This is a genomic window from Pseudonocardia sp. EC080619-01 (genome assembly GCF_001420995.1).
Lineage (GTDB): Bacteria > Actinomycetota > Actinomycetes > Mycobacteriales > Pseudonocardiaceae > Pseudonocardia.
Genome location: NZ_CP012184.1, coordinates 2,365,626 through 2,381,858, shown reverse-complemented (window position 1 = coordinate 2,381,858; position 16,233 = coordinate 2,365,626). Strand labels below are relative to the sequence as shown.

Sequence of the window (16,233 nt, the reverse complement as noted above, 5' to 3'; positions counted from 1 at the left end):
GTGGCGGGATCAGCCGCCGGAGTGCTCGACGTCCGCTCCGAAGGGGACGGACACGTCGTCCGGGTCGTCGAGCCAGTGCTCGGGGAGGACGACGCGGCCCGGCGAACCCTGCCGCCCGCGCGGGCCGTCCGCCTCGGCCGGGAACGGCTCGTGCGGGTCCAGCCCGGTGAGCAGCTCGTCGAGGTGGTCGATGGACTCGACCATCCCGAGGCTGCGCCGCAGCTCGGGCCCGACCGGGAAGCCCTTCAGGTACCAGGCGATGTGCTTGCGCACGTCCCGGATCCCCTTGTGGTCACCCATGTGCTCGCACAGCAGGACGGCGTGCCGGCGCAGCGTCGCCGCCACCTGACCCAGGTCCGGCGGGGCGGGCAGCTCGCGGCCCGCGAACGCCGCCTCGAGGTCGCCGAACAGCCACGGCCTGCCCAGGCAGCCCCGGCCGACGACGACGCCGTCGCACCCGGTCCGGGCGACCATGTCCAGCGCGTCCTGTGCGGAGAAGATGTCGCCGTTGCCCAGCACCGGGACGTGGGCGGGCACGTGCTCACGGAGCCGGGAGATCGCGTCCCAGTCGGCCTGGCCGGAGTAGCGCTGGGAGGCGGTGCGGGCGTGCAGCGCGACGGCGACGGCACCCGAGTCGACGGCGATCCGGGCCGCGTCCAGGTACGTGTGGTGGTCGTCGTCGATGCCGATCCGCATCTTGACGGTCACCGGCCGGTCCCCGGCGCCCTCGACGGCGGCGCTCACGATCCGCTCGAACAGCTTCCGCTTGAACGGCAGCGCCGCCCCGCCACCCCGGCGGGTGACCTTGGGGACCGGGCAGCCGAAGTTCATGTCGATGTGGTCGGCGAGATCCCGCTCGACGATCATCTGCGCGGCCCGCCGCATCGAGTCGGGATCGACGCCGTAGAGCTGCATCGAGCGGGGGTGCTCGTCGGCGTCGAACGCGATCATGCGGAACGTCAGCGGGTTCTTCTCCACCAGCCCGCGGGCGGTGATCATCTCGCAGACGTAGTAGCCCGCGCCCTGCTCGCGGCACAGACGCCGGAAACCGGGGTTGGTGATACCCGCCATGGGTGCCAGCACCACGGGCGTCTCGACCTCGAACGGGCCGATGCGCAGCGGCGGCAGCACCCGCTCGCGGTGGGCGGGGGTGTCCGTCCGCCCGTCGCGGGGGCGGTCCTGCACGATCGTCACGGGACCATTGTCCCAGGCACCGGTCGCGCGGGCGCCCCCGCCCGGACGGCTCAGAACTCGACGGTCACACAGGCCGGACGGCCACCCGCGGTACCGGCGTGCCCGGCGTGCGTCGCGGTGGGCTCCTCGTGGACGACGACGGACGCCGCCCGCCGGTCGTCCGGGAACGTCCACGGGACGGTGCTGGTCGCCTCGGCGTTGCCCTCGGCGTCGGTCGTGAAGTCCAGCCAGATCTCGTTCTGCGGGTTCGCGTAGGCCGGGTCGACGCTCGGGGTCACCGGGTCCTGGGAGAGCTGGTAGTGCGGCCCGGCGGCGTCGCCGGCGTCGGGTCCGCACGGCATCGTGTGCGCGTGCGAGCCGTAGGCACGGTTCGGGACGAGCCCGCTCACCCGCAGCGTCGTCGTGGTGGAACCGCCGTCGTTGCCGCTGCTGACCTCGAGGGTCGCGCCGGCCGGGACGAGCGCGGTGTCGTAGGTGTAGGCCGGGCCGTCGCCGCCCTCGGCCGTGGTCGCGGACACCTGGACGTTCTGCTCGACGGCGGCGGCGTCGCCCTGGCCGGTCTGCCCACCCCCGCCACAGGCGACGACGAGGAGCGCGGTCGCGCCGAGCAGCGCGACCCTGGCGGAGGTACGGACGTTCATACTCGGCAGTGTGGGTGAAAGGGATGTTTCGGTCGGGTACCGGCACGCCGTGGTGGTGGCGATCCACCGCTTCGGGTGTCCGCTACCGTGGCCGGGTGACAGCCGATGTGGCCGAGGCGTCGCCGGACGCCCTCGCGCAGCCGGTCCCGTGCGTCCGGTGTTCGAACGGCGCGCTGCTGACGATCGTCGGACGGTGCGCGGACTGCATCTCCGACATGGGCCGGAACTTCCCGGACGAGCGCGAGGCCTGGAAACGGGAGCTCACCGAGACGATCGAGGGTCGCTCCGACTGACGGCCCTGGTGTCGCAGTGACGAGATCGGTGGGGGTCCGCTGTAGGGTGGGACCTGGCTCGTCGTGACCGTCCGGGGGGATCCGGTGGCGGGCCGGGCCCGGTGCAGCCGGGGTCGGTCAGGGGCCTCTAGCTCAATCGGCAGAGCAGCGGACTTTTAATCCGCGGGTTCGGGGTTCGATCCCCCGGGGGCCCACATTCTCCCAGGTCAAGCACCTGATGCCGCATCCTCGTCAAGATCCACCCCCGATTGACCCCCGGGATTGCTGAAAAGCTCCAGCACGCCCGCGGCGCCGGTCCGGGCGACCTTCCGGCCGAAGTAGTTGTCCTGCGTCATCGACACCTTCGCGTGGCCGAGCTGATCGGCCGCCTGGCGCGAGCTCAGACCCGCCGCGTCCATGAGGGTGGCCACGGTCTTGGGAGGCACGGGACCAGCTCGGTGGCAGCTATCGGCCTGACCAAGGGCGCATCACCCAGATCCGCAGCAGCGCCCCGCCGGCACATTGCGCGTTCTTCGGTGGCGGCCCGCTCGACATCGCTCTTCCCGGCCGGCGGCTGTTCAACCGCGACGACCTCGTGATCGCCAGCGAGACCGTTGACGTAGCGGTGCTCGGCGACAGCAGCATCGTGCTCGGCACACGCGACGGTCAGCAGATCCGACTCTGCGACGACCGGCTTGAGTCCGTCGCGCCCGACCAGAGGCAGAGCTACCGCGACCGGCTTCAGCAGGGCAGCGGCTACGACGACGCCCACCGGCAGCTCCTCGCCGACCTCCAGCGCGGCGAGCTGCGCGCCCGCAACCGCGATGACGGCTATCGGGTCGCGGAGGCCACCGGCGAGGCCGGCCGCCGTGCCACCGTCGGCCGGTTCGACATCGCAGACCTTAGATGGGCAGTGCTCGCCACCGACCGGGGAGCAACGCACCATCGATCACTTGGGCATGCCCTGGAGCGACGTGGTTGCCCAGGACCACCCCGGGCCACACGTACCTCTGCAGCAGCTAGACCGCTGAGAAGTCGAGCAAGCCCAACGGTTGCCAGCTGCCGCCAGCCAAGCGCCACGACGACAAGACCATCACGACCTGGACGCCGGATACTTGCTGAACCACTCGCACCTTCTCGAGCCGTCGTCCGGGGTTCCGCTCTGTGGGGACGTAATGCAGGTATGCGCGTTCGAGCGGTATCGGCTCTTGTTCCCGAAGGAGCAGGCAGCGGCCCGCCGCGGTGCTGGAGCTGCTCGACGGCGCCCCCGGAGCAACTGCGAGGTCTTTCTGATCACGCGTCGGAAGAGAGACCGCGGGCCTGTGGTGGCTGTCAGTGCCAAGTCTATGAACGACAGCCGCGCTGACCGTGCCCTGAAATGGCAACGGACCGGTCCACCCGGGAGTGTGGACCGGCCCGTCGGCGTCGCGAGAAACGCGACGTGTAGATCAGCCCTCGAAGTCGCTGATCTGGCTCAGAAGGCTCTTCTGGGCCTGGTCGGTGGAGGAGCTGTTGCCCTGCTCGTTGGTCGAGTCGATCGAGTTGTCCTGGACGATCGACTGCCCCTCGCCGCCCTCGGAGTCCTCGTTGGCGAAGTCGCTGATGCCCAGAACGTCGGAGACGTTGAGCGCCGGGTTGAGCTGGGTGACGGGGGCGAAGCTCCCGTTGTCCTGGTCGGTGCTGGCGCCCTGCTCGCCGGACACGGCACCCTCGGTGGTCTGGCCCTGCTCCTGCGTGAAGTCGCCCTCGTCGGCGAAGGCCATCCCGGCGACACCGAGGGACATCGGCACAGCCATCGCGGACACGAGCAGAGTACGCACGGACTTGCGCATGATTCATCCTCTCCTGGGGTGTGATGCACATCCGGAGATCACCGGTGCGCTGACAGCGACGCTATCCGGCAGCGATTTCCAGACAGGAGTCGGGGAGAGTGTGCAGCGTCTCGTCATTTCGGTGAACCGCTGATTGTCTGTATGCGTAGCACCCTCTTCGAGGTGCCTCTGACCAGCATTTTCTCAGGCCAGATGACAGCGTATCGAATCAACGCTAGACGTTGCATCGATAAATAGTCGACTTTCACTGGATCGAGTGAAAACCTATGCTCTCGTCGAGTTCGAACAATCGCGACTTCGAACTTCGGTCGGTTCAGGATGTGCCCCAATAGAGGCATAGCGCCTGGTTCGCCACCGTGGGGTCAGGCTGCTTGTCCGGTGGTCTAGACGGCGGTGCAGGCCACAGCCGACGTCGTGTCCCCCGACCGGGAGTCGATCGGGACCTGATGGCGGAGCACGAACGGCTGCGCGCTTCGCGACTCGCTCCGAGCGTTCGCGGTGTGGGCACGCGGCCAACTCGTCCACGCGGTCGCCGGTGATCCAGGTGTGGTGGTCTGGCGCGAGACGCCGAACTGGGCTGCGACCTGATAGCGCGGTTCGCCTTGCTCGACGGCCAGCACGGCGCGGTAGCGCTGCTCGACCACGGTCATCGACCTGGCCCTCGCCCCGTGGGGAGATCCTGCGTGATCTCCTGGCCGCGGCTGCCGACGAGCCGGCCCTGCTGGAGCTGCTGCGCGAGAGGGCCGGAGGGGCCGCGTCGGACGCAGCCTGGGCCGCGATCGTGGACCAGGCGGTGGCACGCGGCGAAGCTCCGAGGCCGTGCATCCGCGGGTGGCGGCGCTCTCCCTGACGGTGTTGCGTGGCGGGTACGCCCTGTGCGGTGTTCCGGCCGTGCCGGACGAGGTCCTGGTCGAGATCGTCCTGCCGCTCGTCCGTGGGCGGGGTTCAGCTGCCCCGAGGGTCTGCCCGCCGGTTGATGCTGTTGCAGCGGGTCGCCGTACTCGGATGCTCTCCGAGCGACCGGGCCCGCCGAGCGCACTGGACCCGCAATCCCGGCCGGCTCGCGCCTCGGACCAAGAAGGTTGCCGAGTGGGACACCATCTGAGAAACTTGCCGGGTCGGAAAGTGATCGATCGGGGGGCGAGGACAATGGACGGTGACGAGGCCCGCGCGGCCTTGACCGAGGTGAGCCGGCGGCGGGGACAGGGGACCCGGATCGCGCTGTGGTCGGGGACGCCACGCTGGTTCTTCGTGCTTGCAGCCGTGGTTCTGTTCGGTCAGATGCTGGTGACCGACCTGCGCGCCCTGGATCCGGCGCCGGCTGGTTGGTTCCTGCGATGGGGGGTGCCGCTGTCGGTGCTCGTGGTGCTGGCTGTGGCGGGATGGGTTGCCCACCGGCGTGCGCGCGCGACCGCACACCGGAGCACGCTCGGCGAGCAGCTGTCCATCGTCGCCGTCTGCTTCGTGGTGTTCTACGGGCTCCTGATGGGGATCGGCATACCGATGCGCTTCTTCGACGTCCCGTTCGACCAGACCGTGTCCGGGACCGGAGCGATGCTGCTGATGGTGCTCGGCGGGTTCTTGTGGTCGCGCCGACGCGACCGTCGGGGCTGAGCGCGGTGCCACCCGTCCAGCCACCCGGGTTCAGCGAGTTGGTGCACGCCCCGACCCGGCTGTCGCTGCTGTCGCTGCTCTCGGCCACCGACCGGATCGAGTTCGGGCTGCTTCGCGACGGCCTGGCGCTGTCGGACTCGGCCTTGTCCAAGCAGCTGGGCATCCTGGAGGAGGCCGGGCTGGTGGCGTTGGAGCGCGACGGTGTGGGGCGCGGGAAGCGGGTGCGTGTGCGCATGACCGACCGTGGTCGGCGGACCTTCGACGACCACGTCGCCGCGCTGCAGGTCATCGTGCGCCGCGGCGCCCCCGGCACTCCCTCACAGTCCACGTCCGCGAGCTGACCGCACCGATGGATCGGGACAGCCGCTGTCCGGCCCCGCGCCGACCGGGCAGCTACTGATCACGAGTCCTTCGGCGAACATCACCGGTTTGTACCCATCCCCGGTGGCAGGTCGTCACGACCTGGAATCCGCACCGCCGGAGGAACGCGACGAGTTCGGACTCGTCAGGCTCCGCGTACGCAAGCAGTCGATCGACACGAGCGAGCCGGAGCCAGTGCGCAGCAGCCGCGACGAGCGTGGTCCCGACGCCCTGCCAGCGGCTGTCCTCGGCGACACGGAGGTTCCCGACATCGGCCCATCCGACGGGTGCTGCCACCCGGCCCGGGCCGGCGAGCGTCGTGTCGACCTCGACGTATCTCAGCTCCTGCTCTGCGGTGAGAGCGGTGAATCGGGTACCGCACTCGCCGAGGGTCCGCCGGATCGTGAGGTCGTCCCGAGTGCTGTCGGGAGGTGTTGCGACGTCGGCGAGGAGCACCTGTTCGCTTCGACGGCTCTCGAACCCGAGCTCGTCGAGCAGCCGGACGACGTGGGGCCACTGTTCGGGCACGCCGGTCAGCCCGGGAGCCGGGAGTGCGAAGTCGGCGAGCACCGAGCGGACGTTCCAGGAACGGAGGACAGCTACTGCTGCATCGGCCACGGCGCGGCCGGCCAGGTGGGCGTCGGGCCAGTAGGACGCGTCGGGCCATTGGAGCAGCCAGCGCAGCTCACCGGAATCGCGTAGGTCCGCGGCGACGTCGGTGGTGCCGCCGTAGCGGACCACGTGGGCCGCGGCAGTGATCCGGCCACGCTGCTCGCCGACCACGGTGGCACGTTCACGGACCCAGGTGTCCACGATGAACTCGTCCGGCTCGTGCTCGAGCTGGCTCAGTACGGCGTTGACGGTGACGGGCGTCCCGGGTATCGCGGCGTGGGCGTGGCTGTGGATCAGGTCCGTGAGCTGGTCGCGGTCGCTTCGCCGGAACGGTCGCACGGTGATTGCAGACATGGGTCTCCCGGGTCGACATGGTGTCGGAGATCCGCTGCCCGTGCGGTACGCGTCGACAGTAGCCGGTCGGCCGGGAGGTCGCCCGCCCCTCCACCACCTGCGCTCGACTCGGTCGGACTGAGCGGCCGAGGTGCGCGCAGCTCGACAGAACATAACTGTGAGCTGATATAAACGGTCCCTGGTGTGGCCCGCTCGCTACGAGAACCCTGGAGCACTCCGCGATGAAGTACACCGTCTCGATCGAGATCGCCCTGCCGCGGGAGAAGGTCGCCCAGCTGCTCGCCGACCCGGCCCACATACCGAAGTGGCTGCGCGGGGTGGTGCTGCACGAGCCGCTGAACGGGATGCACGGGCAGGTCGGCACCGAGTCGCGCGTCGTCATGCAGATGGGGCAGCAGACGATGGAGTGCACCGAGACCATCACGCGCCGGGAACCGACGAACCTGGACGCGATCCCCCGGGATGGCGTCGTCCGCTTCGACCGCGAGATCGTCGCCGACGGCATGTGGAACGCCGCGCGTGAACGCCTGAGCGAGGCCGGTCCGGGCACGACGCTCTGGGAGAGCGAGAACGAGTACCGGTTCAGCAGCGTGCTGATGCGACTGGCGGGGCCGTTCATGGGCGGTGTCTTCCGCAAGCAGTCCCGGCAGCACATGCTCGACTTCAAGGCGTTCGCCGAGCAGGGGACGGACGTCCGCGAAGCGGAGGCCTGACGGACGAGGAGCCGCTGAGGGGCAGAGCCCGGGACGGCCTTCTAGGTCTGAGGCAGCCGGCAGCGCAGCTGTTCGAGCAGCGCCGGATCCTGGGCCATGGCCTGCACGACGTCCCCGAACGCCTGGCTGGACCGGGCGACCGCGGCGGTGTCCTCGGGGCTCCTCCGCCGCACCAGGAGCACGGCGACCCCTACCGTGCCGTCGTCGCGACGGACCTCGGTCCCGCGAGCGAGAACGCCCGGCGTGCTCCCGCCCTTCACCCCGACGCCGATCAGGCCGGGACCGGGGTCCGGGTCCTGCTCGGTCAGCCGCCGGGCGATGTCGGCGCCCTCGAACGTCCCGTGGCCGACGGCGCTCCAGAGCGCAGCGAGCTGCCCGGCGGTCCCACCCGGTCCTCCGTCGACGAACGCGGGTTCGTCGACGCCGGCGGGTACCGGCCGGGAGTCCACATCGGCGCGGAACGCGGGTTCGGAGGCGTAGCGACGGGCGAGCTGCCATTCGACGGCGCGTCGCGCGGCCCGGTCGGTCGAGGAGGGCATCAGCTCCGGGGCGAAGAACAACACGGTGAGGCCGGTCGTGCTCGGGAGCTCGCCGTCGCGCCAGCCGACCGCCTCCGCGGCGTCGGTCAGGGCCCGGTCACCGAGCCGGTCCCGCAGGAAGTCGGGGGCGGCGTTGTCGCTCCAGATCATCATCTGCTCGACAACCTGATCGAGGGTGACGGTCTGGTCCGGATCGCGTGCCCAGAACCCCTGCCTGGGGATTCCCACGTGGTCGAGAGCCATCGCGTGGGCGTCCTCCCCGCTCCCCCGGACTGCCCAGCGTTCCCAGTCCCCGACGCGGACGGGCTCGTCCGGGGACACGACACCCCGGGCGACGGCACGGGCGTAGGCCACCGTGTTCAGTGCCTTGCTCGCCGAGGCCATGGGGTGCACCGCCTCGGACCGGTGCACCAGGCTCGTGCCGCGGCCGTCGTCGGCGACCAGCGCGACGTCCTCGGGATGGGCGGCGACGTACCCCAGCCAGCCGTCCACCGTCCCGACATCCGACTCGACCGGCGGACACGGTCCGTCGGAGGACCGGGCCGGGGCGGCGCTGCATCCTGCGGCGAGCAGCGCGCACACGACCGGGAGCAGGACGGACATCGATCCGGCCCGGGCCCCGCGCGTCGATTCCACGACGGAATCGTGACAGGACCTCAACGCGGTGATGAGCGTCCGCGGCTACTCCGGCCCGTACTCGCGGACGACCTGCGCGACTCGCACGCGGTAGTCGGAGTACCAGACGTCGCGGCCACGCCGCTGTGCGACGAGATGGGCGGCGACCTGCTTCCACGCCCGGGCAGCCGCCTCGTCCTGCCAGTAGGAGACCGTGATGCCGACGTCCTCGCGGGCGTCCTCGGCTCCGAGGAAGCCCGGCTGCTCCGACGCGAGGGTCAGCATGGACCGGGCCATGGCCTCGTAGCCGTTGTCCCCCTCCGTCCGGACGGACGAGAAGATGACGGCGACGTACGGCGGCTCGGGTGTCGACGCCAGCAGGCGGTGCGGGGCACTCACCCCGGCACCGTCGCAGGCAGCGGTCCGCCCCGCCACTGCCATTCCGACCCCTGTGTGGCGGCCTTGCCCGTGCCCGCCCCGATCGCCGTGCAGGCCCACCGGTGCCCCGCGCGGGTCAGGAGCGCAGCGTCTGACCGGGTGAGCGCCCGTAGACCCGCCGGTACTCGACGGCGAACCGCCCGGCGTGGGCGAAGCCCCAGCGGGCCGCGATCGCGGCGACCGTGTCGCCGTCGCCGGGGACGGCGAGGACCAGGTCGCCGTGCGCCCCCTCCAGACGGACCCGGCGCAGGTACTCCAGCGGGGTCTGGTCCCGGTGGCGGCGGAAGAGGTGCTGGAGCCCGCGCGGACCGATGCGCGCCGCCCGCGCGACCTCGGCGAGTCCGATGTCGCGGTGGGCGTTGGCATCGATGAACTCCACGGCCCTGCGCAGGACGGCCGGTGTCGCGGTGAACGTTCCCGGGGCCGCCCGCTCGCCGAGCGCGCCGAGCGCGTTGTTCGGGAAGGTCGTGATCAGCGCGCTCGCCAGGAGCCGGAACGCCTCGGCACGGATCAGCGGCTGGCGGGCGAGCTCGTCGTGGGCCAGGACGTTCCGGGTGACGTGGGCGACGGCGCGTTTCCAGTAGCGGACCTGGGCCGGGCCGAGCGGACGGGACATGGCGAAGCGGACGCGGGTGGCCTCGACGCCGGTGAGGTCCTCGGCGACGGCACAGGTGTCGGCCCGGTCGAGCCGGACCGGGAGGACGTCCATGTTGTCCAGGACGTAGCTGATCGGACGGTGCGGCGCCATCAGGAGCAGGTCCCCGGTGCCCACCTGTTCGGTGGCGCCGCCCGAGCTCACCGTCATCCGTCCGTGCCTCATGATGACGGCCAACAGCAGGTGGTAGGGCTCCAGGTCCGCGTGCACCAGCAGGGAGTGGTCCATCCGGTCGATCCCGAAGCTGTCGAGATCGTTGGCGAGGTAACGGAACCGGTAGTCCTCGACGTTGCCGGACAGCCGCGGGGTGTGGTCGGAGTAGAGCTGTCGAAGGAGGTCGTGGCCCGTCTCGACGTCGCGGGTCTCCAGCCGGAGCCGACGTACGGCCGGACCGCTCTCCGCCATGACTCGCCCCTCGCCGTCCGCACGAGCGGGCGCGCTCCGGCCCGATGCGGCGGACTGCTCACTCGTCACCGCCCGCGGCGGTGCTGTCCGGGGGTGACTCGGCGCACATGCTAGCCGCCCGGCGTCTCCCTGTCCCGAACAGCGGTGGGTATCCGGCTGGACGACCGATGAGTCCGTTCCGTCGCTCGACCGGCCCTGCCGTGACCGGTGGGGGTGCACCGATGGCGACGACCGAGGACGTCCGGCCGGCGCCTCGTCAATCGAGCCGATGAGGTCCCGGCGCCGGTCGGACACACTGCTCCACCCAGCGGTCCGGCGTACGGAGCACGGAGGCTTCCGCGATGACCACCTTCGTCCTGGTGCACGGCGGATTCGTCGGTGGATGGTTCTGGGACGACGTCGCCCTGCGGCTGGAGAAGTCGGGACACCGCGTCGAGGTGGTCGAGCAGCTCCCCAGCGCCGGGCCCGATCCGGCCGCCCTCGGTGACCTGGCCGACGACGTGGAGGTCGTCACCGAGCTGGTCGAGCGCACCGGCGACGATGTCGTCCTCGTCGGGCACTCCTACGGCGGGATGGTCGTCACCGAGCTGGCCGACCATCCGCGCGTCGTCCACTCCGTCTACGTCTGCGCCGCGTGGCCCGCACGCGACCAGTCGATGATGGACCTGCTCACCCGTGGGGGCCCGCCGCCGGGCTGGGTCGCCCCGTACGAGGACGGGACCCTCCGTGCGACGGACGACCTCGAGCTCCTCCGTCAGGTGCTGTGCGCCGACGTCGAGAAGGTCCAGGCCGAGGCGGGCCTGCGCCGGATGATGCCGCAGTCGATCTCCAGTGCCGTGTCGGTCAGCTCCGCGCCGGAGCGCACGCACCCGACCACGTACGTCGTCACCGAGCAGGACGAGGCATTGCCGCCGGAGCAGCAGGAGGAGATGGCGTCCGCGGCCGACCACGTCGAACGGCTGCCGTCCTCCCACCACCCGACGGCCTCGATGCCCGACCAGCTGGCGGTGATCCTCGGCCGGGTGCACTGAGAAAGGTGCCCGTTCCGGGCGAAAATAGCTGAGAAATAGCCGCCCCATAGGGTTTCTTTAATGGAATCCCACAGTGTGGGCGCGCTGTTTGAAATCGTTGCACGGCGATGATCAGGATGTCGGCATGAACGGTTTCGACCTCCCGGAACGCGCCCCTCGACTTCTCGGTGTCGTCACGATCCTGCTGGCAGCGACGGCAGGATCACTGGACGCCGTCACGTTCTTCGCCTTCGACGGCGTGTTCGCCGGTGCGATGACGGGGAACTTCGTCCATCTCGGCCTCGTCCTGGGGCACGGGAACTGGGCGGCCGTGTCGTCGCCGATGTGTGCGCTCGGCGGTTACGTCATCGGGCTCGGCCTGGGGACCGTCGTCGTGGGCCTCGCTCTGCGCAGGCTGCCGTGGCGTCACGCGGTGTGCGTCGCCCTGGCGGGAGAGCTCCTGGCCCTGGTCCTGGTCGGACTCGGATGGTGGACGCTGTCGTCCCTCGGACACCAGCCCCTCCACGTCGCCGTGCTCGTGTCCGGGGGCGCGCTCGCGATGGGCCTGCAGGCCGCGGCGTTCCGCCACGTCGGTCCGATCGGGACCCCCACCAACTACATGACCGGGGTGGTGACGAACTGGGTGTCCTCGATGGTGGACGTCGACCGGCCTCGCTGGGACGGCAACGCCGGGCTGCGCATCCTCACCGTCGTGGCCGGGGCCGCGGTCGGTGCGCTCGTCCACGGTGTCGCTCCGGCGCTGGCCTACCTCCTCCCCGTCGTGATGGTGGCGGCGGCGGTCCTGGCCATGGCCGGCGTGGCCCACACCGACCACCGGAGCCGTACCGGCGACGGATCGGACGCCCGGCACCCGGCGTGCCGGGCGGCAGCCGGGGGCGCCCCGCTCCCTGTGTGAGGGGCGGGGTAACGGTCGGTCGCGTCCTCATCAATTGTCCGGTGAGCGAACCGGATATCCGAAGTGACGCATGGGGTGGCCCGGCCGATTTCTGCCCTGAGGAGTGTCATCGACATCCTGGCCGCAGACAGGTGTAACACTCTCGAACATGCGCGTGCTGCTGGTGGAGGACGACGACGGAGTTGCTTCCGCCGTGGGCGCTGCTTTCGACGCGCACGCGATCCTCTACGACCGTGTGTCACGGGGTTCCGATGCATTCGCATTCGTCGCATTCTGTGACGTGGTGGTGCTCGACCTGGGACTGCCCGATGTGGACGGGATCGAACTCTGCCGGCAGTTGCGTCAGTGCCGGCTGGTCCCGGTCGTCATCACGACGGCCAGGGGAGACGTGGAGGACCGGATCCTGGGTCTGGACTCCGGGGCCGTCGACTACATCGTGAAGCCGTTCCACGTGGACGAGCTGCTCGCGCGGCTGCGCGCGACGCTCCGTCCCCGGCCGGCCCTGCGGTCCCGGTCGTCGGTCGTCGTCGCTGGCGACGTCGAGATCGACCTGGCGTCGTACCGGGTGTTCGTCGGCGGTGACGAGGTCCTCCTGGGCACCAAGGAGCTGCAGCTGCTCGTCGCGATCGCCGAGGCGGACGGGTCGGTGTGCACCCGTCGCCGCCTCATCGCCCAGATCTGGGGCCGCTGGTGGTCCGGCGCCGACAGGACGCTGGACACCAACATCGCGACGTTGCGCCGCAAGCTGGGACGGACCTGCGTGATCGAGACGATCCGCGGGGTCGGGTACCGCCTCGCGGTGACGACCGATCGATCGCGGCGACCGGAGTAGCCGGAATGCGGGTACGCATGGTGACGGTGCTCATGGCCGCCGTCGTGATCGCCATCGTCGCGCTGGGAGGGCCGCTCGCGCTTTTGTCGAACTTCTGGGCGGAACAGCAGCTGCGGAACGACCGGCTGTCGGACACGAGCTGGTTCGCCGCCCTCGCGGAACGCCCTCTCGTGGAGACGGCGTACACCGATCTCCGGGCTCACGCGGCGCAGTACCACCACCTGTACGGGATCACCGTGCTCCTCGTCGACACGTCACAGGAGATCCTGATGGCGCCGGACCGGCTGAGCGACGCGGATCGTTCGGAGCTCCTGAGGAACGAGTCGATCACCTCTGCCGCGCTCGCCGGGCGGCCCGCGCAGTCGAAGGACATCACGTGGCCGTGGACGTCACGCCCGCTCATCGTCGCGGTTCCCGTCATCGCCGAGGGGCGCATCCTCGGCGCGGCCGTCACGATCTCGCCCACCCGCCCCATGCGCGTGCTCGTCGCCACCCGGTGGGCACTGTTCGGTCTGGGGGCCGTCGTCCTGGCCGGCCTCGCGTTGCTGACGGCCGTCCGGCTCGGGACGTGGATCCTGCAGCCCGTCAGGCGTCTCGAAGCGCGCATGGCCGACGCGACGAGGGACATCGAGATCGGGCGCACGGCGGTACCGCTCGGTTCTCCGGAGGGTCCGCCGGAACTCGTCGGGCTGGAGAGATCCTTCGACCACCTCCAGAAGCGGCTGGCGTGCCTCCTGGAGCGTCAGAGCGCCTTCGCCACGGATGCGAGCCACCAGCTGCGGAACCCGCTCACCGCGCTGCGGATCCGGCTCCTGGCGGTGACCGTGAAGGTGGATCGGGGGCTCCAGGAGGAGCTCGGTTCTGCGCTGCGGGAGGTGCACCGCCTCTCCGAGCTCGTCGACGGCATGCTCGCGCTGGCGAAGGCGGAGAACCGGCCGGCGCGGACCCGGCACTGCCGTCTCCGCGCGGTGATCGACAGCCGGACCGAGGCGTGGAGCCCGCTCGCCGAGCTGGAGTCCGTCCGCCTGGTCGTCCACGACACGGTCGACGGCCATGCCCTGGCCAGTCCCGACGACGTCGAGACCGTGCTGGACGTCGTCATCGACAACGCGCTCCGCTTCGCGCCCCCGACGACGGACATCGAGCTGTCGGTCGTCGCCGCCGACCCCGACACCCTCGAGGTGCGCGTCCGCGACCACGGGCCTGGGCTCCCGGCCGACGACCACGGCAAGGCGGTCCAACGATTCTGGCGCGGACCCGGCCAGGATCCGCTCTCCGGAACCGGCCTCGGCCTTCCCATTGCCGCCAGCCTCGCCCATCGGAACAATGGGCGACTGACCCTTCGGTCCCCGCGCGAGGGAAACGGCGTGGAAGCCGTGCTGACTCTTCTGCGCACATCACATTCCTCCCGAGGATGACCATGGCGAGTGGCCGGCCCCTGACGCGGCGCAGCGTCCTTTTCCTGCTCGCATCCGGACTGGTGAGTTCCTGTCATGCGGCAGAGACGACCGGAAGGATCCGTTTCGCCACGATCGCGGGAGAAGCACCGCAGTATCGGCTCGGCGATGCACTGGCCCGCGAATGGAGGATCGGCAGTGGCGTCGAGGTCGACGTGGTCCGTGGACCGGGTTCGGCGAGCACGATGAACCACCTGCGCAGTGGCACCGCCGACGTCGCGATCGCGACGGTGGACAGCGCCATGGCCGAGCTGGAGCGATCGCCCGGATTCGCGTTGCGGGCGCTGGCGCGTCTTCACGACGACGTCGTCCACGCCGTCGTGCCGGCGGAGTCGGCCCTGCGGGAGATCGCGGACCTGGGCGGCCGCCGCATCTCCGTCGAGGACACGTCGTCCGGGATACGGGCGCTCGCACCGCGCATCCTGGAGTTCGCCGGCATCGATCCCGCGGAGGAGCCGGCGCGCGAGGAGGGACTCCAGCGATCGATCGTCTCGCTGGAGCGCCGGGAGATCGACGCGTTCCTGTGGGCGGGAGCGGTCCCGACCTTCCCCATCGTCGAGGCATCCCGCCGGTACCCGGTCAGGCTGCTCGATCTGGAGCGTCTGGTGCCGATCTTCCGGCAGCACTTCCCGCTGTACTCGGCGACCGTGGTCCCGCGCGGGATCTATGCCGGAACCACCGGCCCCATCGACACGGTGGCGGTGCGGAACCTGCTGCTCGTGCGGGAGGACTTTCCTGAGGAGCTGGCGTACGCGCTGACCTTGACGACCATGAACCGGCGGGCCGATCTGGTACGGGCAGCACCCGTCGCCCGTGCGATCGACCCCATGATCGCGATCATGACGCTGCCCGTTCCCCTGCACCGGGGCGCGGAGCGCGCGTATCGAGCGCTCAAGAACATGTCGTAGGACTCCGGTCAGCCGGGCAGCGACAGCGGGTCCGACACCGGCTGGTCCGCCCGCGGCTGGTCGGCCGCCACGTCGAGCGCAGCGATGACCCAGGCGTCGAACGACATGTCGGCCTGCTCGGCCGCCGAGCGCCACTGCGTCAGCCGGCCTTCGTCGATCCGGAACCGTGGGAGCACGACACCGGACGGATTCCGGCCGGACGGATCGTTCTCGATCGCGTTGCGGAGCGCGGCACGGAGTTGCTTCGTGGACCAGCCGTTCCTCGCCGCCTCGCGCAGCCAGTGGTCCTGCTCGGGGTCGCGGAGCGAGGCCACCTCGGCGTGGTGCTGGAAGGTGAGCGCCGCATGACGTCGCTCCACGGTATAGCGCTGCGCCACCCATGCGTAGTTGCGCAGCGTCTGGTATTTCAGCCCGACGGCATCGATCGCGTGGCGGTAGCGGCCCGGGAAATGTTCCCGGCCGAAGATCAGCCAGTCGCCGAGGCACCATGTCGACGAATCGATGATGCGCTGGATCTGCATCCCGGCCCGTTCCCACTCGGCCAGGTCCAGATCATCGGGGAGCGTCAGGCCCACTCGGGTGAGCAACACCTTGTTGGGCTGGGAACTACAGCGGGCGAGGGCGTCCAGAGCCGCCCCCGGGGTATCGTTCTTCGTCATCAAACCTTCGTCCTCGGTGACCGCCAGCAGACGTACTCCGAGATTAACGCCGTGTACGCGAAGAGTTCCGCACCGTCGCCCATTCCTCAGGCGTTCTTAACGTTGCCGGTCCCCGGCGAGGCGATGACGGCGGGCGGCGCGGCGTGGCGTGTCCGGTCGACGGGACGTGCCGTCGCGGCGGACGCGTGCCCGCCACGGCTCGTGCTC

Annotated in this window: 20 protein-coding genes and 1 tRNA gene; 10 read left to right on the top strand and 11 right to left on the bottom strand. The window is 70.4% G+C overall.

Annotated elements, in window-relative coordinates:
* Nucleotides 1-9 precede the first annotated feature (9 nt).
* Both dusB and AD017_RS11125 read right to left on the bottom strand, forming a co-directional pair.
* Entirely contained in the window at nucleotides 10-1,071 is a 1,062-nt protein-coding gene (dusB, locus tag AD017_RS11130; RefSeq protein ID WP_238592077.1) for a tRNA dihydrouridine synthase DusB, read from the bottom strand.
* A gap of 173 nt (nucleotides 1,072-1,244) precedes the next feature.
* Nucleotides 1,245-1,835, bottom strand: coding sequence for a superoxide dismutase family protein (locus AD017_RS11125; protein WP_060574168.1), 591 nt, complete (start codon nucleotides 1,833-1,835; stop codon nucleotides 1,245-1,247).
* Between the two features lie 95 nt (nucleotides 1,836-1,930).
* Between AD017_RS11125 and AD017_RS11120 the strand changes: the two genes are divergently transcribed.
* Nucleotides 1,931-2,128, top strand: coding sequence for a hypothetical protein (locus AD017_RS11120; protein WP_139316965.1), 198 nt, complete (start codon nucleotides 1,931-1,933; stop codon nucleotides 2,126-2,128).
* A gap of 121 nt (nucleotides 2,129-2,249) precedes the next feature.
* Nucleotides 2,250-2,322: transfer RNA gene (locus AD017_RS11115), tRNA-Lys, on the top strand.
* Between the two features lie 12 nt (nucleotides 2,323-2,334).
* Here the strand turns inward: AD017_RS11115 and AD017_RS11110 are convergent.
* The 4 genes from AD017_RS11110 to AD017_RS35275 form a co-directional block, all read right to left on the bottom strand.
* Nucleotides 2,335-2,526 carry a hypothetical protein gene (locus AD017_RS11110; protein ID WP_369821671.1) on the bottom strand — a complete coding sequence of 64 codons (192 nt, stop codon included), beginning with the start codon at nucleotides 2,524-2,526 and terminating at the stop codon, nucleotides 2,335-2,337.
* Nucleotides 2,508-3,053, bottom strand: coding sequence for a hypothetical protein (locus AD017_RS11105; RefSeq protein WP_060574166.1), 546 nt, complete (start codon nucleotides 3,051-3,053; stop codon nucleotides 2,508-2,510). The genes AD017_RS11110 and AD017_RS11105 overlap by 19 nt, the downstream gene beginning before the upstream one ends.
* A gap of 502 nt (nucleotides 3,054-3,555) precedes the next feature.
* Nucleotides 3,556-3,939 (bottom strand): hypothetical protein, encoded by a 384-nt coding sequence (locus AD017_RS11100; RefSeq protein WP_060574165.1) that lies wholly within the window; start codon nucleotides 3,937-3,939, stop codon nucleotides 3,556-3,558.
* Nucleotides 3,940-4,322: 383 nt separating this feature from the next.
* Entirely contained in the window at nucleotides 4,323-4,589 is a 267-nt protein-coding gene (locus AD017_RS35275; RefSeq protein ID WP_010241770.1) for a helix-turn-helix domain-containing protein, read from the bottom strand.
* Nucleotides 4,590-5,088: 499 nt separating this feature from the next.
* Here AD017_RS35275 and AD017_RS36205 point away from each other — a divergent pair, with 499 nt between their 5' ends.
* Nucleotides 5,089-5,553, top strand: coding sequence for a hypothetical protein (locus AD017_RS36205; RefSeq protein WP_060574164.1), 465 nt, complete (start codon nucleotides 5,089-5,091; stop codon nucleotides 5,551-5,553).
* A 5-nt stretch (nucleotides 5,554-5,558) separates the two neighbouring features.
* Nucleotides 5,559-5,894 carry a transcriptional regulator gene (locus AD017_RS36200; protein WP_060576341.1) on the top strand — a complete coding sequence of 112 codons (336 nt, stop codon included), beginning with the start codon at nucleotides 5,559-5,561 and terminating at the stop codon, nucleotides 5,892-5,894.
* Nucleotides 5,895-5,946: 52 nt separating this feature from the next.
* Here the strand turns inward: AD017_RS36200 and AD017_RS11080 are convergent, their stop codons facing one another.
* Nucleotides 5,947-6,879 (bottom strand): N-acetyltransferase, encoded by a 933-nt coding sequence (locus tag AD017_RS11080; protein WP_060574163.1) that lies wholly within the window; start codon nucleotides 6,877-6,879, stop codon nucleotides 5,947-5,949.
* Between the two features lie 221 nt (nucleotides 6,880-7,100).
* On the opposite strand from AD017_RS11080, the gene AD017_RS11075 reads away from it, so the two are divergent.
* Nucleotides 7,101-7,592 (top strand): SRPBCC family protein, encoded by a 492-nt coding sequence (locus AD017_RS11075; RefSeq protein WP_060574162.1) that lies wholly within the window; start codon nucleotides 7,101-7,103, stop codon nucleotides 7,590-7,592.
* Between the two features lie 41 nt (nucleotides 7,593-7,633).
* Here AD017_RS11075 and AD017_RS11070 read toward each other — a convergent pair whose 3' ends face one another.
* The 3 genes from AD017_RS11070 to AD017_RS11060 all read right to left on the bottom strand — a co-directional run bounded on the left by AD017_RS11070 (nucleotide 7,634) and on the right by AD017_RS11060 (nucleotide 10,244).
* Nucleotides 7,634-8,767, bottom strand: a complete 1,134-nt coding sequence (locus AD017_RS11070) for a serine hydrolase (protein ID WP_060574161.1) — start codon at nucleotides 8,765-8,767, stop codon at nucleotides 7,634-7,636.
* Nucleotides 8,768-8,812: 45 nt separating this feature from the next.
* Nucleotides 8,813-9,145: an antibiotic biosynthesis monooxygenase gene (locus AD017_RS11065; protein ID WP_227012718.1), complete on the bottom strand. Its 333-nt coding sequence runs from the start codon at nucleotides 9,143-9,145 to the stop codon at nucleotides 8,813-8,815.
* A gap of 115 nt (nucleotides 9,146-9,260) precedes the next feature.
* A complete protein-coding gene (locus AD017_RS11060) occupies nucleotides 9,261-10,244 on the bottom strand; it encodes an AraC family transcriptional regulator (protein ID WP_060574159.1) in 984 nt (327 codons plus the stop codon).
* A gap of 341 nt (nucleotides 10,245-10,585) precedes the next feature.
* Between AD017_RS11060 and AD017_RS11055 the strand changes: the two genes are divergently transcribed.
* From AD017_RS11055 to AD017_RS11035, 5 genes are all read left to right on the top strand, one after another.
* Entirely contained in the window at nucleotides 10,586-11,275 is a 690-nt protein-coding gene (locus tag AD017_RS11055) for an alpha/beta fold hydrolase (protein ID WP_060574158.1), read from the top strand.
* A 124-nt stretch (nucleotides 11,276-11,399) separates the two neighbouring features.
* Nucleotides 11,400-12,170, top strand: a complete 771-nt coding sequence (locus AD017_RS11050; protein ID WP_060574157.1) for a YoaK family protein — start codon at nucleotides 11,400-11,402, stop codon at nucleotides 12,168-12,170.
* A 148-nt stretch (nucleotides 12,171-12,318) separates the two neighbouring features.
* Nucleotides 12,319-13,002 carry a response regulator transcription factor gene (locus tag AD017_RS36195; RefSeq protein WP_029240001.1) on the top strand — a complete coding sequence of 228 codons (684 nt, stop codon included), beginning with the start codon at nucleotides 12,319-12,321 and terminating at the stop codon, nucleotides 13,000-13,002.
* A 5-nt stretch (nucleotides 13,003-13,007) separates the two neighbouring features.
* A complete protein-coding gene (locus AD017_RS37390; RefSeq protein ID WP_060633607.1) occupies nucleotides 13,008-14,420 on the top strand; it encodes a HAMP domain-containing sensor histidine kinase in 1,413 nt (470 codons plus the stop codon).
* Nucleotides 14,417-15,367, top strand: a complete 951-nt coding sequence (locus AD017_RS11035; RefSeq protein ID WP_082399175.1) for a TAXI family TRAP transporter solute-binding subunit — start codon at nucleotides 14,417-14,419, stop codon at nucleotides 15,365-15,367. The genes AD017_RS37390 and AD017_RS11035 overlap by 4 nt, the downstream gene beginning before the upstream one ends.
* Nucleotides 15,368-15,375: 8 nt before the next feature.
* On the opposite strand, the gene AD017_RS11030 is transcribed toward AD017_RS11035, so the two are convergent.
* Nucleotides 15,376-16,026: an LmbU family transcriptional regulator gene (locus AD017_RS11030; protein WP_168170519.1), complete on the bottom strand. Its 651-nt coding sequence runs from the start codon at nucleotides 16,024-16,026 to the stop codon at nucleotides 15,376-15,378.
* Between the last annotated feature and the right edge of the window lie 207 nt (nucleotides 16,027-16,233).

Bases quoted from the DNA above. Each gene is read 5' to 3' on its own strand.
- AD017_RS11080 (WP_060574163.1), bottom strand. From the start codon at position 6,879: ATGTCTGCAATCACCGTGCGACCGTTCCGGCGAAGCGACCGCGACCAG.
- AD017_RS11075 (WP_060574162.1), top strand. From the start codon at position 7,101: ATGAAGTACACCGTCTCGATCGAGATCGCCCTGCCGCGGGAGAAGGTC.
- AD017_RS36195 (WP_029240001.1), top strand. From the start codon at position 12,319: ATGCGCGTGCTGCTGGTGGAGGACGACGACGGAGTTGCTTCCGCCGTG.
- AD017_RS11125 (WP_060574168.1), bottom strand. From the start codon at position 1,835: ATGAACGTCCGTACCTCCGCCAGGGTCGCGCTGCTCGGCGCGACCGCG.
- dusB (WP_238592077.1), bottom strand. From the start codon at position 1,071: ATGGCGGGTATCACCAACCCCGGTTTCCGGCGTCTGTGCCGCGAGCAG.
- AD017_RS11110 (WP_369821671.1), bottom strand. From the start codon at position 2,526: ATGGACGCGGCGGGTCTGAGCTCGCGCCAGGCGGCCGATCAGCTCGGC.
- AD017_RS35275 (WP_010241770.1), bottom strand. From the start codon at position 4,589: ATGACCGTGGTCGAGCAGCGCTACCGCGCCGTGCTGGCCGTCGAGCAA.
- AD017_RS11100 (WP_060574165.1), bottom strand. From the start codon at position 3,939: ATGCGCAAGTCCGTGCGTACTCTGCTCGTGTCCGCGATGGCTGTGCCG.
- AD017_RS11060 (WP_060574159.1), bottom strand. From the start codon at position 10,244: ATGGCGGAGAGCGGTCCGGCCGTACGTCGGCTCCGGCTGGAGACCCGC.
- AD017_RS11050 (WP_060574157.1), top strand. From the start codon at position 11,400: ATGAACGGTTTCGACCTCCCGGAACGCGCCCCTCGACTTCTCGGTGTC.
- AD017_RS37390 (WP_060633607.1), top strand. From the start codon at position 13,008: ATGCGGGTACGCATGGTGACGGTGCTCATGGCCGCCGTCGTGATCGCC.
- AD017_RS11030 (WP_168170519.1), bottom strand. From the start codon at position 16,026: ATGACGAAGAACGATACCCCGGGGGCGGCTCTGGACGCCCTCGCCCGC.
- AD017_RS11105 (WP_060574166.1), bottom strand. From the start codon at position 3,053: ATGGTGCGTTGCTCCCCGGTCGGTGGCGAGCACTGCCCATCTAAGGTC.
- AD017_RS11055 (WP_060574158.1), top strand. From the start codon at position 10,586: ATGACCACCTTCGTCCTGGTGCACGGCGGATTCGTCGGTGGATGGTTC.
- AD017_RS11035 (WP_082399175.1), top strand. From the start codon at position 14,417: ATGACCATGGCGAGTGGCCGGCCCCTGACGCGGCGCAGCGTCCTTTTC.
- AD017_RS36205 (WP_060574164.1), top strand. From the start codon at position 5,089: ATGGACGGTGACGAGGCCCGCGCGGCCTTGACCGAGGTGAGCCGGCGG.